This window comes from Yersinia intermedia, from assembly GCF_900635455.1.
Taxonomy (GTDB): Bacteria; Pseudomonadota; Gammaproteobacteria; order Enterobacterales; family Enterobacteriaceae; genus Yersinia; species Yersinia intermedia.
This window is the reverse complement of the sequence record NZ_LR134116.1, coordinates 3,947,145-3,959,894: the sequence shown is the minus strand read 5'-3', so window position 1 is coordinate 3,959,894 and position 12,750 is coordinate 3,947,145. Positions and strand designations below refer to the sequence as shown.

Below are 12,750 nucleotides of genomic sequence, written 5' to 3'. Positions count from 1 at the left end.
AAATTGCAGGTGTGTTGGCCGCCTTCCTGCACGTTGAAATCTATAGGGTATTGCTTGCTGGGCGCTGATATATTTCGTTGTGAAATGGTACTAGCGCTAACAGCAGTGCCTGGTGATAAACACTGCTACGAGTCAATTTACCGTCGGTAAAAATGCCGATGGCACCACCCTGATGCTTAACATTCGCAATGCCAGTTAAAACTGCCATTTCGTCGCCTAGCTCACGGCCTTGGCGAATCCCATGCAATATAATATCGGGCAGCATTAAGCTGGCAGAACGGGATTCTCCCCGTAACTGTAAGTGTTCAATTACCATCCAGGCAAAGGTCATATTATCTTCAATACCGGCTTCAACCCCAACCCAAAAATCAGCCTCAGGGCGAATCTTACGTGCGTTGCTTACCCGCTGCCTGGCACCTGTGCGTGTCTCAATACTGCCGATGGGTTGCAGGGGAACACCGCTATCGACATTAACGCCTTCAATACGATAGTGACCGGGGCCATAAACATCATCGAACGCGAGCGTGATAGCCTTAATCTTTGCAGGGTTGGTAGTTGCGGCAACAACATGGTACATAATGAGTCTGGTATCCTATTCCCTTGGTACTTGAAGTCGCTGTCTACCGGCTGCTCCAACGTCTTTGGGGTTATCTAAAGTAATAGTTTTTGTGCCTATTTTACGCAGTATAACGGAAAAACGACATGTTACAGGTATATCTCGTGCGTCACGGTGAAACCCTCTGGAACGCCTCACGCCGCATTCAGGGCCAATCAGACAGTCCTCTGACCGACATCGGTATCCGTCAGGCCAATTTGGTCGCGCAACGGGTTAGCAATCAGGGCATCACCCATATTATTACCAGCGACCTTGGCCGCACTCAGCAGACAGCTAAAATTATTGCTGATGCTTGTGGGCTAACCATGGTGACAGACGCACGCCTGCGTGAGCTGAATATGGGTGTGTTGGAAGCGCGCCCCATTGAGAGCTTATCGGTGGAAGAAGAACAATGGCGTAAGCAGATGGTTAATGGTACCGAGGGCGGGCGTATTCCTGAAGGTGAGTCGATGACTGAACTGGGTAGCCGTATGCATGCGGCGCTGAATAGCTGTCTGAAGTTGCCAGCCGGCAGCAAGCCGCTGTTAGTTAGCCATGGTATGGCGCTGGGATGTTTGTTGAGTACATTACTGGGTTTGCCTGCGCATGCTGAACGGCGTTTGCGTTTGCGCAACTGTTCGCTATCACGAGTTGATTATCAAGAAAGCCCTTGGCTGGCCTCTGGGTGGGTTATTGAAAGTGCTGGCGATACCGCTCACTTGGATATGCCAGCACTTGATGAGCTACAGCGTTAACAACGGATAGGAATGAGATATTCACATTTCAGCGAGGTTGGAGGCCCGTCTTTCGGCCTCCCCTGCGGGAAGAAGCGCTCTATATCGTATCCTTGGCGGCGAGTTAGCTCTAATTGCGGCAGACAGGTGCCATAGAGTGTCAGGATGAAGTTTTGCAATCCCTCCAGCGGCCCCTCATAGTTGAACTGCACGTACTCACCACCCTGCAAGATAACCGGTTGCCCTTCTGGCACATTACCCGGAACATGCTGCGGCTCAATGGCCGTGGTATAGAAAATCTCTTGCTCGTCATCCTTCTCCTGATTAGGGCGAGAGTGATGTAAGCCATAGAGTACCGGCGGCAGGTGATCGGCATCACCGAGATATTGTTGCCAAAAATGCAAACGCAATTCAGTACGGTGAGTTGTTATCTGCTCAAGCGTACAAGAGTAGCTTTGTGTCACGCCAATCAGGTGCTGTTCAGGCAAGGTGATGAATTCAGGTTGAGGTAACGTATATGTCCCCAGCCGAATCGGTGGACAAATCCCTGCCGAGTGCCAATCTTCTGCCCGACGGTACAGCGCCGGTGTTTGCGCAAATTGTTTTTTAAACGCCCGGGTAAAGGTTTGCTGCGAATCAAAGCGATATTGCAGGGCGATGTCCAGAATGGGGCGACTGGTTAATCGTAACGCTACAGCGGCTTTAGATAACCTTCTGGCACGGATATAAGCACCGATAGCATTTCCGGTGACATCCTTGAACATTCGCTGCAAATGCCATTTAGAATAGCCAGCTTTGGCAGCAACATTGTCCAGTGCTAAAGGCTGGTCTAAATGACTTTCTAGCCAGCTAAGCAAATCACGAATGATACTGGCTTGATCCATAGATCTTCCTCGTAAAGCGGCTTAAATTTAGGGTATTAGTCATATGAAAAGAATAGCTCTGGCGAATAGTAGCAACTTTTTATGTTCCCGACTGCTTAAGAATTTCATGGCATAGTGTGTTAAAAAAGAGCCTAAGATTTATAAAATAGCTTTTTATCGGGTATTTTATTTTTAGTACAAATAGTTAACGTTGAATAACGTTATTCAACGGAATGGAGTAAGTGTATGAAAAAGAAGTGGATATTTATTGGTTGTCTACTTTCGTTTGGGGCAATAACTGCTCATGCAGAGGAAATTGGCTCAGTCGATACGGTCTTTAAACTACTGGGGCCAGATCATAAAATCGTGGTTGAAGCCTTCGATGACCCTGATGTTAAAAATGTAACTTGTTATATCAGCCGTGCTAAAACCGGGGGTATCAAAGGTGGATTGGGGTTGGCGGAAGATACTTCTGATGCCGCGATTTCCTGCCAACAAGTGGGGCCGATTGAGCTAAGCGATAAAATTAAGAATAAAAAATCTGAAGGTTCAGTGGTTTTTCAAAAGCGGACCTCATTGGTGTTTAAAAAGCTACAGGTGGTGCGTTTCTACGATCAAAAGCGTAATGCCTTAATCTATCTGACCTATTCCGATAGAGTCATCGATGGTTCGCCGAAAAATGCGATCAGCGCCGTTCCGATTATGCCGTGGTAACTATTTGATAGATATAAAAAAGCCAGCATAGAAATGCTGGCTTTTTACTGTAGAGAGCAGGCAGAGGTTTACTCTTCCAAGTCACCACAGAAACGGTAACCTTCACCATGGATTGTGGCGATGATTTCTGGTGTGTCCGGCGTGGATTCAAAATGTTTACGAATGCGGCGGATAGTCACATCAACGGTACGGTCATGAGGCTTCAGCTCACGGCCTGTCATTTTCTTCAACAATTCGCCACGGGATTGAATCTTGCCTGGGTTTTCACAGAAGTGCAGCATGGCGCGGAACTCACTACGTGGCAGCTTATAATGCTCGCCAGCAGGGCTTATCAGTGAGCGGCTATTGATATCCAGCTCCCAGCCATTAAATTTATAGCTCTCAACCAAGCGGCGCTCTTCACCCACGCTACCCAAATTCATGGTGCGTGACAGTAAGTTACGTGCCCGAATGGTTAATTCACGCGGGTTGAAAGGTTTGGTGATGTAATCATCTGCGCCAATTTCCAAGCCAAGGATCTTATCTACTTCGTTATCACGACCTGTCAGGAACATTAGGGCAACACTTGCTTGTTCACGAAGTTCTCGTGCTAGCAGCAGGCCATTCTTGCCCGGCAGATTGATGTCCATGATAACTAAGTTGATATCATTCTCAGACAGAATGTGGTGCATTTCTGCGCCATCATTGGCCTCATGAACTACATAGCCTTCCGCCTCGAAAATGCTCTTCAGGGTGTTACGAGTAACTATCTCGTCTTCTACGATCAGAATGTGCGGGGTCTGCATGTTTGCTACCTAAAATTGCCAACAAAATAGAAATAGGAAGTACAGAAGTCTTTGTTATACTAGGATTTTTATTGACTTATTACTCGTCATCCCGTTCATCACATGACTAAAGTACGTAAACGCGTTCTTGATGCACTTTCCATCAACGTCAACAACATCATTAGCTTGGTCGGGGTGGTACTCCCTACAGCCCCAAAGGTGACAAAAGCGGCGCATATCCTAACCCTATTAACAGCAATATAACAGTGTGAGCCGAATCTACCACCCAACAAAACTACGCTTTGTTGACATATATCAAATTCAATTGTAGCACGTTAACACTTTTGTGAAAAAGACTTACAAGAATACCAGCTTAAGCGAAAGTTGGTTAAATTATGTGATCGATTCAGTGTTATTAATATTAAAAATTGAATGTCAAACGTAACAAAAAAAAGATTTTTCTAATCTATTGATTTTTATTGTTTAAAATCAATATTCTTCCGCCATTACAGTCAGTGGATGGTTTTTCTTGTCAGCGGCGTATTTTGGCTAAAAGCATAAGAGGAATTATCGTCAATGTTAGTCAAATGTAAAGAAATGGGGGAAACTTTTCATATTTGTTGTTTTTTACCTCATTTGGGCGAATCAATGACCCTTCATTTGCTATTTAGTGTCTTCAAGCGGATTTCATTATCGAGATCCAAACAATTACCTGCTGGTGGCTTTTCAGTCATTTAGCTAAAAAAAAACTTTAAAGTAGATAGTATTGATTAAAGCGAATATCCCAGATTTATTATCTGGTTTCTTGATTGAATTTTTATTGGTATCTGCTGATAACCCCCATTGAATGAGTAGATTACCCATTGTCGTTAGGCGTGTTTTTTTAGGCCGTTGGATGAAAAAATTTGACTTGAGGAGGCGATTGCTTTAACCAATAGAGGGACAGCTTCATTATTTATGAGACAGACAGACAACATGCGATACATCAGCCTGAATACAACAATTATTACCACCACCGAAACCACAGGTTACGGGGCGGGCTGACGCGTACAGGAAACAACAGAAAAAAGCCCGCACCTAGACAGTGCGGGCTTTTTTTTTCAATCAAATCTTTGCAAAAAAGTTTGCGATAAAAAAGCGCGAAAGCGGGAGAGAACCAGAAATGCGAGTGCTGAAATTTGGCGGGACATCAGTAGCGAATGCAGAACGCTTTATGCGTGTTGCCGATATCATCGAAAGTAATGCACGTCAGGGACAAGTGGCTACAGTGTTATCCGCTCCCGCTAAAATTACCAATCATCTGGTTGCGATGATCGACAAAATGGTCGCCGGGCAAGACATCTCGCCAAATATCAGCGACGCGGAGCGGATTTTTTCCGACCTGTTGCGCGGTTTGGCTGATACTCAGCCGGGGTTTGACTATGAGCGCTTGAAAGCACTGGTGGCACATGAGTTTGCGCAACTCAAACATGTCCTGCATGGCATCTCATTGCTCGGCCAGTGCCCGGATAGCATCAACGCGTCAATCATTTGCCGTGGCGAAAAACTCTCCATCGCCATCATGGAAGCGCTATTCCAGGCGAAAGGTTATCAGGTTACTGTGATTAATCCGGTCGAGAAGTTGCTGGCTCAAGGCCATTACCTCGAATCCACTGTAGATATCACGGAATCTACTCGCCGTATCGGATCGAGCAGCATTCCGGCCAACCACATCATCCTGATGGCCGGTTTCACTGCCGGTAACGATAAAGGTGAGTTAGTGGTACTGGGGCGTAATGGCTCCGACTATTCAGCCGCAGTGCTGGCTGCTTGTTTACGCGCGGATTGTTGTGAGATCTGGACGGATGTTGATGGGGTTTATACTTGTGACCCGCGTACTGTACCTGATGCCCGTTTACTGAAATCGATGTCATATCAAGAGGCGATGGAGCTTTCCTATTTTGGCGCTTCCGTCCTTCACCCCCGCACTATCGCCCCCATTGCCCAGTTCCAGATCCCTTGCCTGATTAAAAATACCTCTAATCCACAGGCACCGGGCACCCTGATTGGCGGGGAAAGCAGTGATGATGGCTTCCCGGTCAAAGGTATCACCAACCTGAATAACATGGCGATGATTAACGTCTCAGGTCCGGGGATGAAAGGCATGGTCGGTATGGCTGCCCGTGTTTTTGCTGTGATGTCACGCAGCGGCATTTCAGTGGTACTTATCACCCAGTCTTCTTCTGAATACAGCATTAGCTTTTGTGTGCCGCAAGGGGAGCTAGACCGCGCTCGTAGAGCATTGGAAGATGAGTTCTATCTGGAATTGAAAGATGGCCTCCTGGAACCACTCGATGTGATGGAGCATCTGGCGATTATCTCCGTGGTGGGTGATGGTATGCGCACATTGCGTGGCATCTCCGCTCGCTTCTTCTCGGCGTTGGCGCGTGCCAATATTAATATCATTGCGATTGCGCAAGGCTCATCTGAGCGCTCTATTTCGGTGGTGGTGAGTAATGATGCGGTTACCACCGGTGTGCGTGTCTGCCATCAGATGCTGTTTAACACTGACCAAGTGATTGAAGTGTTTGTGATAGGCGTCGGCGGTGTCGGCGGGGCACTAATCGAACAAATCTACCGCCAGCAACCGTGGTTGAAACAGCGCCATATCGATCTGCGTGTGTGCGGTATCGCTAATTCCAAAGCCATGCTGACCAATGTCCATGGCATTGCGTTGGATAACTGGCGTCATGAACTGGCGGAAGTGAAAGAGCCATTTAACTTAAGCCGCCTGATTCGTTTGGTAAAAGAGTATCACTTGCTTAACCCGGTGATTGTCGATTGTACTTCCAGTCAGGCTGTTGCCGATCAATATGCTGATTTCCTGGCTGATGGTTTCCATGTTGTGACACCAAACAAGAAAGCCAACACCTCATCGATGAATTACTACCGTCAGATGCGTACAGCAGCGGCGAAATCTTGTCGCAAATTCCTGTATGACACCAACGTGGGGGCGGGTTTACCGGTAATCGAAAACTTACAGAATTTGCTCAATGCCGGTGACGAATTGATGCGTTTCTCTGGCATCCTTTCGGGGTCGCTATCCTTTATCTTCGGCAAGCTGGATGAAGGCATGACATTGTCACAGGCAACCTTGCAAGCCAGGGAGATGGGATACACCGAACCTGACCCACGCGATGACCTCTCTGGCATGGATGTTGCGCGTAAATTGTTGATCTTGGCCCGTGAAGCAGGTTACAAACTTGAGTTGACGGATATTGAAGTTGAATCCGTTCTGCCAGCCAGTTTTGATGCTTCTGGTGATGTAGATACCTTCCTGGCGCGTTTGCCGTCACTGGATGCCGAGTTTACCCGTTTGGTGGCAGATGCGGCAGAGCAGGGCAAAGTGCTGCGTTATGTTGGGGTTATCGAAGAAGGGCGTTGTATCGTCAGAATGGATGCTGTTGACGGTAACGACCCGCTGTATAAAGTTAAAAATGGTGAGAATGCCTTGGCCTTCTATACCCATTATTATCAACCTATTCCGTTGGTGCTGCGCGGATACGGTGCGGGTAATGACGTGACTGCTGCCGGGGTATTCGCCGATCTTTTACGCACATTATCATGGAAGTTGGGAGTTTAAATATGGTTAAGATCTATGCTCCGGCATCGATTGGCAATGTCAGCGTTGGGTTTGATGTCTTGGGCGCAGCGGTTTCGCCGGTAGATGGCACCTTGCTTGGCGATTGTGTCAGTGTGACGGCGGCAGACAGTTTCAGTCTGCGCAATGAAGGCCGCTTTGTTAGCAAACTGCCTGATGACCCGAAAGAGAATATTGTTTATCAATGCTGGGAGCGTTTTTGTCAGGAAATGGGCAAACAGATCCCAGTAGCAATGGTGCTGGAAAAGAACATGCCGATTGGTTCAGGGCTGGGTTCCAGCGCTTGTTCGGTGGTTGCTGGTCTGATGGCGATGAACGCGTTCTGCGGCAACCCACTGGATAAAGTCAGGCTGTTGGGCATGATGGGTGAGCTGGAAGGGCGTGTTTCTGGCAGTGTGCATTATGATAATGTTGCACCTTGTTACCTGGGTGGGATGCAGTTGATCCTCGAACAGGAAGGCTATGTAAGTCAGAACGTCCCCGGCTTTGATGACTGGCTGTGGGTGATGGCATATCCGGGCATTAAGGTCTCAACCGCCGAAGCGCGCGCCATTTTACCGGCGCAATATCGCCGTCAGGATTGTATCGCTCATGGGCGTAATTTGGCTGGATTCATCCACGCTTGCCACACTCAACAACCTAGTCTGGCCGCTCAGATGATGAAAGATGTCATCGCCGAGCCTTACCGCACCCAACTGTTGCCAGGCTTTGCCGCCGCCCGCCAAGCCGCACATGATATTGGTGCATTGGCTTGTGGTATTTCCGGTTCTGGCCCGACGCTGTTTGCCGTCTGCAATGACCATGAAACCGCGCAGCGCATGGCGGGCTGGCTACAAAAGAATTACCTGCAAAACGACGAAGGTTTTGTTCATATTTGCCGTCTGGATACCGCAGGCGCACGACTACTGGGATAACACATGAAACTGTATAACCTTAAAGATCACAACGAGCAGGTCAGCTTCGCGCAAGCGATCAAACAAGGCCTGGGTAAGCATCAGGGGTTGTTCTTCCCACTGGAATTACCAGAATTTGAACTGACAGAGATTGATAGACTGCTGGATCTGGATTTTGTGACGCGCAGTAGCCGTATCCTGTCTGCTTTTATTGGCAGTGAAATTGCCCCTGAAACTTTAACCAAACGCGTTCAGGCGGCATTTGAGTTCCCGGCACCCGTGGCTCAGGTTGAGAATGATATCGCTGCACTGGAGCTGTTCCACGGCCCGACACTCGCGTTTAAAGATTTCGGCGCGCGTTTTATGGCGCAAATGTTAGCTGAAGTGGCGGGTGATCAGCCGGTGACAATCTTAACGGCGACTTCCGGTGACACAGGGGCGGCGGTGGCTCATGCATTCTATGGTCTGAAAAACGTGCGTGTGGTTATCCTCTACCCACGAGGCAAAATCAGTCCATTGCAGGAAAAACTGTTCTGCACGTTAGGGGGTAATATCCACACCGTGGCAATTGAGGGCGATTTTGATGCCTGCCAGGCCTTGGTGAAACAGGCCTTTGATGATGAAGAGCTGAAGCAGGAACTGAGCCTTAACTCCGCCAACTCGATCAACATCAGCCGTTTATTGGCACAAATCTGCTATTACTTTGAAGCGGTAGCCCAGTTGCCACAAGAAGCACGTAATCAACTGGTTATCTCGGTGCCCAGTGGTAACTTTGGTGATTTGACCGCCGGGCTGTTAGCGAAGTCATTAGGTTTGCCGGTTAAGCGCTTTATTGCCGCCACCAACGCCAACGACACTGTGCCGCGCTTCTTGGTTAACGGCCAGTGGCAGCCAAAACCTACTGTTGCGACACTCTCGAATGCAATGGATGTCAGCCAGCCGAACAACTGGCCACGCGTTGAAGAGTTATATCGCCGTAAAATCTGGCAGTTGAAGGATTTAGGCCACGGTGCGGTGAGTGATGAAGTGACCAAAGAGACCATGCGTGAGCTGGCAGAGCTGGGTTATATTTCTGAACCTCATGCGGCGATTGCGTATCGTGTCTTGCGTGATCAGTTGCAGGACGGCGAGTTTGGGTTGTTCATCGGTACCGCTCATCCGGCGAAATTCAAAGAGAGCGTAGAAGAGATCCTCGGCCAGGAACTCCCGTTGCCAAAACCACTGGCTGTTCGGGCGCAACTGCCATTGCTGTCTCACGATTTGCCAGCCGATTTTGCGCAATTGCGGGCTTTCTTGATGGCTTTGCCGAAATAACTGGTAACCATCTGTAAAGAAGTAGAACGAAGGGGAAGCGTGCCGTTGGGGTCGTAATGGCGTAAGCCATCGGAGTGCCCCTAGGTGCGTTAAACCCTTCGCTCGCCAAATTTAAAAGGGTGGGTAGTCCTTTTAAATTTACCGGTTAGAAGCTGTAATCAATAAGATTAGTGCTGTTCAGCGCGCTTAAACACCAGTTCATTTTTCGCCGACAGCCCGGCATCAAACTCATAACCTTCCAGATTGAAATCAACCAGTTGTTCTGGTTTGGTTAACTTATTCTGGATGATAAAGCGGCTCATCAGGCCACGGGCTTTCTTGGCATAGAAACTGATGATTTTGTATTTGCCGTTCTTCTCATCCAAAAAGACCGGTTTAATCAGTGAGCCTGCCAGCTTGGCCGGTTTAACCGCTTTAAAATATTCATCAGAGGCCAGATTAATCAGTACATTATCACCTTGTTGCTCCAATGCCTGATTCAGTTTTTCAGTTATCTGGTCACCCCAAAACGAATAGAGATCTTTGCCGCGCGGATTAGCCAGCTTAATCCCCATTTCCAGACGGTAAGGTTGCATTAAATCCAGCGGGCGTAACAGGCCGTACAAGCCAGAAAGCATGCGCAAATGCTTTTGCGCAAAATCAAAATCGGCGACGCTGAAATCCTGTGCTTGCATACCGGTATAGACATCACCTTTAAAAGCCAAAATCGCCTGACGTGCATTGTCTGGGGTAAAATCAGGCTGCCAGTCGCTAAAGCGGGCGGCATTTAAACCGGCCAACTTGTCGCTAATCCCCATCAGACTGCTGATTTGGGCTGGCGTCAGCTCACGACAAATCTCAATAAGTGCTTGTGACTTATCCAACATTTCAGGCTGAGTAAACTTATTGGTCGCTAATGGACTTTGATAATCAAGGGTTTTAGCCGGAGAGATAATAATAAGCATAACGAGACATCCTGTTAATACCCATCATACTTCAAGCGGCATGTGCGTTGGCTGCCACGCGAATTATTTAGGGTATATTTAAATAAGACACTGTAGCAAAAAGCAGAGGTCAGCAAAAAGAAGATTGGGCAATTGCTAAGATAGGTATCCCCATCATACCCAAAGTTGTAGGGTTGTCAGAGATGATAGCGCTAAGCTAAATCGTCTCAGCACGATAAGAATGGACGAAATTGCTATTAACCAACCGGTTTCTGGCTGTTTTGAACGGCGAAAACGGTTGCTAAGCGAAAAGCGTGGGTTTGCGCTTTTTTTAATCAGTTTAACTGCCTTGCACCAAGGCTTACGCATGTTATTATCAAGACAAGGCAGTGCGTCCAGATAGCCACTATTGCGAAATGGCTAACATTTCGAAAGAGCAGAAAGCAGCTTAAGAAAACAGATTCTTGAGAAAATGCGTTCTTTAGGAAATGAACAGTTTTGACATGCCAAAAGTTCATGCACAAACGACGAGAAACGACAACATGACCGATAAACTTACTTCCCTACGTCAAATTACCACTGTAGTAGCAGATACCGGGGATATCGCGGCAATGAAGCTGTACCAGCCGCAAGATGCAACCACTAACCCATCACTTATTCTGAATGCGGCTCAAATTCCTGAATATCGCAAACTGATCGATGAAGCCATTGCCTGGGCGCGCGAACAAAGCAGTGACCATGCTCAGCAGATTGTTGATGCCACTGACAAATTGGCTGTAAATATTGGTTTGGAAATTCTGAAACTGATCCCAGGGCGCATTTCTACCGAAGTTGATGCCCGTCTTTCCTATGACACCGTTGCCAGTGTGGCAAAAGCCAAGCGCCTGATTAAACTGTATAACGAAGCAGGCATCAGCAATGATCGTATTCTGATCAAATTGGCCTCGACCTGGCAGGGTATCCGCGCTGCGGAACAACTGGAAAAAGAAGGCATTAACTGTAACCTGACTCTGTTGTTCTCCTTCGCTCAGGCGCGTGCTTGTGCTGAAGCGGGTGTGTTCCTGATTTCACCGTTTGTTGGCCGTATTCTTGACTGGTACAAAGCCAATGGCGATAAAAAAGAGTTCGCGCCACACGAAGATCCAGGTGTTGTTTCAGTTACCGAGATTTACCAGTATTACAAAAAACACGGTTATAGCACCGTGGTGATGGGCGCAAGTTTCCGTAATCTGGGCGAAATCATTGAGCTGGCCGGTTGTGATCGCCTGACTATCGCACCTTCTCTGCTGAAAGAACTGGCAGAAAGCGAAGGCCCAATCGAGCGTAAACTCGCTTATACCGGTGAAGTTCAGGCGAAGCCTGCGCCACTGACCGAAGCTGAGTTCTACTGGCAGCACAATCAGGACCCTATGGCTATCGATAAACTGGCTGACGGTATCCGTAAGTTTGCTATCGACCAAGGCAAACTTGAGAAAATGATCTCTGACCTGCTGTAATTCGAGTTGTGTGTCAGATAAAAGGTGGCGTAAGCCGCCTTTTTTATTGCCCGTTAACCAGACAGGTTTGCGCGCCTGCCCCCACGCTAATTACGTTGGATATGCTATTATTCGCCCTGGATAACAGGCATTTCGTCGAGGTAGTTGTATGAATACATTACGTATAGGTTTAGTCTCCGTCTCTGATCGGGCATCGAGTGGGGTATATCAAGACAAAGGCATTCCGGCACTGGAAGAGTGGCTGGCAAGTGCGTTAACCACCCCTTTTGAAATAGAAACTCGCCTTATCCCCGATGAGCAAACTCTGATTGAGCAGACATTGTGTGAGTTAGTCGATGAAATGGGCTGCCACTTGGTGCTGACCACTGGCGGTACCGGCCCGGCAAGACGTGATGTTACCCCTGATGCCACGCTGGCAATCGCGGATCGGCAGATGCCTGGTTTTGGCGAACAAATGCGCCAAATTAGCTTGCATTTCGTTCCCACTGCTATTTTATCCCGTCAGGTAGGGGTTATCCGTAAGCAAGCATTGATTATCAACTTACCGGGGCAACCTAAATCTATCAAAGAAACCCTTGAAGGGGTTAAAGATGCTGAATCAAAAGTGGTCGTCGCCGGTATCTTTGCCAGTGTGCCTTATTGCATTCAACTACTGGATGGGCCTTATATAGAGACCAATGCTGAAGTGGTAGCGGCTTTTCGCCCGAAGAATGCCATTATCGATATAAAAAACTAAATTAAAATTTTTTACAACATAAGGCACCATTCTAACCGTGTGGGGAATTTTGTACGGTATAGTCCTATTAACTTTACA

13 protein-coding genes and 1 other annotated feature are annotated in these 12,750 nt (G+C 47.8%); of the genes, 9 read left to right on the top strand and 4 right to left on the bottom strand.

Annotated features, from left to right (window positions below):
• Positions 1–40 precede the first annotated feature (40 nt).
• Positions 41–577, bottom strand: a complete 537-nt coding sequence (yjjX, locus tag EL015_RS18115; protein WP_005192421.1) for an inosine/xanthosine triphosphatase — start codon at positions 575–577, stop codon at positions 41–43.
• Positions 578–702: 125 nt separating this feature from the next.
• On the opposite strand from yjjX, the gene gpmB reads away from it, so the two are divergent.
• Complete coding sequence (gene gpmB, locus EL015_RS18110; RefSeq protein WP_032907906.1) at positions 703–1,350, top strand: 2,3-diphosphoglycerate-dependent phosphoglycerate mutase GpmB; 648 nt, start codon at positions 703–705, stop codon at positions 1,348–1,350.
• On the opposite strand, the gene robA is transcribed toward gpmB, so the two are convergent.
• On the bottom strand, positions 1,347–2,213 hold the full coding sequence (robA, locus tag EL015_RS18105) for an MDR efflux pump AcrAB transcriptional activator RobA (RefSeq protein WP_032907907.1): 867 nt from the start codon (positions 2,211–2,213) through the stop codon (positions 1,347–1,349). The genes gpmB and robA overlap by 4 nt on opposite strands.
• Before the next feature lie 225 nt (positions 2,214–2,438).
• Here robA and creA point away from each other — a divergent pair, with 225 nt between their 5' ends.
• Positions 2,439–2,906 carry a protein CreA gene (gene creA / locus EL015_RS18100; protein ID WP_005192426.1) on the top strand — a complete coding sequence of 156 codons (468 nt, stop codon included), beginning with the start codon at positions 2,439–2,441 and terminating at the stop codon, positions 2,904–2,906.
• Between the two features lie 68 nt (positions 2,907–2,974).
• Here the strand turns inward: creA and arcA are convergent, their stop codons facing one another.
• Entirely contained in the window at positions 2,975–3,691 is a 717-nt protein-coding gene (gene arcA / locus EL015_RS18095) for a two-component system response regulator ArcA (protein WP_004706052.1), read from the bottom strand.
• A gap of 102 nt (positions 3,692–3,793) precedes the next feature.
• Here arcA and yjjY point away from each other — a divergent pair, with 102 nt between their 5' ends.
• The 5 genes from yjjY to thrC all read left to right on the top strand — a co-directional run bounded on the left by yjjY (position 3,794) and on the right by thrC (position 9,517).
• Complete coding sequence (gene yjjY, locus EL015_RS21975; RefSeq protein WP_032907909.1) at positions 3,794–3,934, top strand: YjjY family protein; 141 nt, start codon at positions 3,794–3,796, stop codon at positions 3,932–3,934.
• Positions 3,935–4,627: 693 nt separating this feature from the next.
• Positions 4,628–4,714, top strand: a complete 87-nt coding sequence (gene thrL, locus EL015_RS18090) for a thr operon leader peptide (RefSeq protein WP_011055790.1) — start codon at positions 4,628–4,630, stop codon at positions 4,712–4,714.
• Positions 4,653–4,771 (top strand) — a sequence feature (Thr leader region). Its footprint overlaps the gene before it by 62 nt.
• Positions 4,772–4,832: 61 nt before the next feature.
• The gene (gene thrA / locus EL015_RS18085) at positions 4,833–7,292 is read left to right on the top strand and encodes a bifunctional aspartate kinase/homoserine dehydrogenase I (protein WP_005192432.1); all 2,460 of its coding nucleotides are present in this window, start codon (positions 4,833–4,835) and stop codon (positions 7,290–7,292) included.
• Positions 7,293–7,294: 2 nt separating this feature from the next.
• Positions 7,295–8,224, top strand: coding sequence for a homoserine kinase (gene thrB, locus EL015_RS18080; RefSeq protein ID WP_005192434.1), 930 nt, complete (start codon positions 7,295–7,297; stop codon positions 8,222–8,224).
• Positions 8,225–8,227: 3 nt separating this feature from the next.
• Positions 8,228–9,517 (top strand): threonine synthase, encoded by a 1,290-nt coding sequence (thrC, locus tag EL015_RS18075; RefSeq protein ID WP_005192436.1) that lies wholly within the window; start codon positions 8,228–8,230, stop codon positions 9,515–9,517.
• A 167-nt stretch (positions 9,518–9,684) separates the two neighbouring features.
• On the opposite strand, the gene yaaA is transcribed toward thrC, so the two are convergent.
• Positions 9,685–10,461 (bottom strand): peroxide stress protein YaaA, encoded by a 777-nt coding sequence (gene yaaA / locus EL015_RS18070; protein ID WP_005192437.1) that lies wholly within the window; start codon positions 10,459–10,461, stop codon positions 9,685–9,687.
• Positions 10,462–10,982: 521 nt separating this feature from the next.
• Between yaaA and tal the strand changes: the two genes are divergently transcribed.
• Together tal and mog are read left to right on the top strand one after the other, a co-directional pair.
• The gene (gene tal / locus EL015_RS18065; RefSeq protein ID WP_005192439.1) at positions 10,983–11,936 is read left to right on the top strand and encodes a transaldolase; all 954 of its coding nucleotides are present in this window, start codon (positions 10,983–10,985) and stop codon (positions 11,934–11,936) included.
• A 148-nt stretch (positions 11,937–12,084) separates the two neighbouring features.
• Entirely contained in the window at positions 12,085–12,672 is a 588-nt protein-coding gene (mog, locus tag EL015_RS18060; protein WP_005192441.1) for a molybdopterin adenylyltransferase, read from the top strand.
• The last annotated feature ends 78 nt before the right edge of the window (positions 12,673–12,750 follow it).

What these genes read in the sequence shown, in the direction of transcription:
- thrA (WP_005192432.1), top strand. Translation starts at nt 4,833, where the DNA reads ATGCGAGTGCTGAAATTTGGCGGGACATCAGTAGCGAATGCAGAACGC.
- thrL (WP_011055790.1), top strand. Translation starts at nt 4,628, where the DNA reads ATGAGACAGACAGACAACATGCGATACATCAGCCTGAATACAACAATT.
- yjjX (WP_005192421.1), bottom strand. Translation starts at nt 577, where the DNA reads ATGTACCATGTTGTTGCCGCAACTACCAACCCTGCAAAGATTAAGGCT.
- thrC (WP_005192436.1), top strand. Translation starts at nt 8,228, where the DNA reads ATGAAACTGTATAACCTTAAAGATCACAACGAGCAGGTCAGCTTCGCG.
- yjjY (WP_032907909.1), top strand. Translation starts at nt 3,794, where the DNA reads ATGACTAAAGTACGTAAACGCGTTCTTGATGCACTTTCCATCAACGTC.
- yaaA (WP_005192437.1), bottom strand. Translation starts at nt 10,461, where the DNA reads ATGCTTATTATTATCTCTCCGGCTAAAACCCTTGATTATCAAAGTCCA.
- arcA (WP_004706052.1), bottom strand. Translation starts at nt 3,691, where the DNA reads ATGCAGACCCCGCACATTCTGATCGTAGAAGACGAGATAGTTACTCGT.
- gpmB (WP_032907906.1), top strand. Translation starts at nt 703, where the DNA reads ATGTTACAGGTATATCTCGTGCGTCACGGTGAAACCCTCTGGAACGCC.
- tal (WP_005192439.1), top strand. Translation starts at nt 10,983, where the DNA reads ATGACCGATAAACTTACTTCCCTACGTCAAATTACCACTGTAGTAGCA.
- mog (WP_005192441.1), top strand. Translation starts at nt 12,085, where the DNA reads ATGAATACATTACGTATAGGTTTAGTCTCCGTCTCTGATCGGGCATCG.
- creA (WP_005192426.1), top strand. Translation starts at nt 2,439, where the DNA reads ATGAAAAAGAAGTGGATATTTATTGGTTGTCTACTTTCGTTTGGGGCA.
- robA (WP_032907907.1), bottom strand. Translation starts at nt 2,213, where the DNA reads ATGGATCAAGCCAGTATCATTCGTGATTTGCTTAGCTGGCTAGAAAGT.
- thrB (WP_005192434.1), top strand. Translation starts at nt 7,295, where the DNA reads ATGGTTAAGATCTATGCTCCGGCATCGATTGGCAATGTCAGCGTTGGG.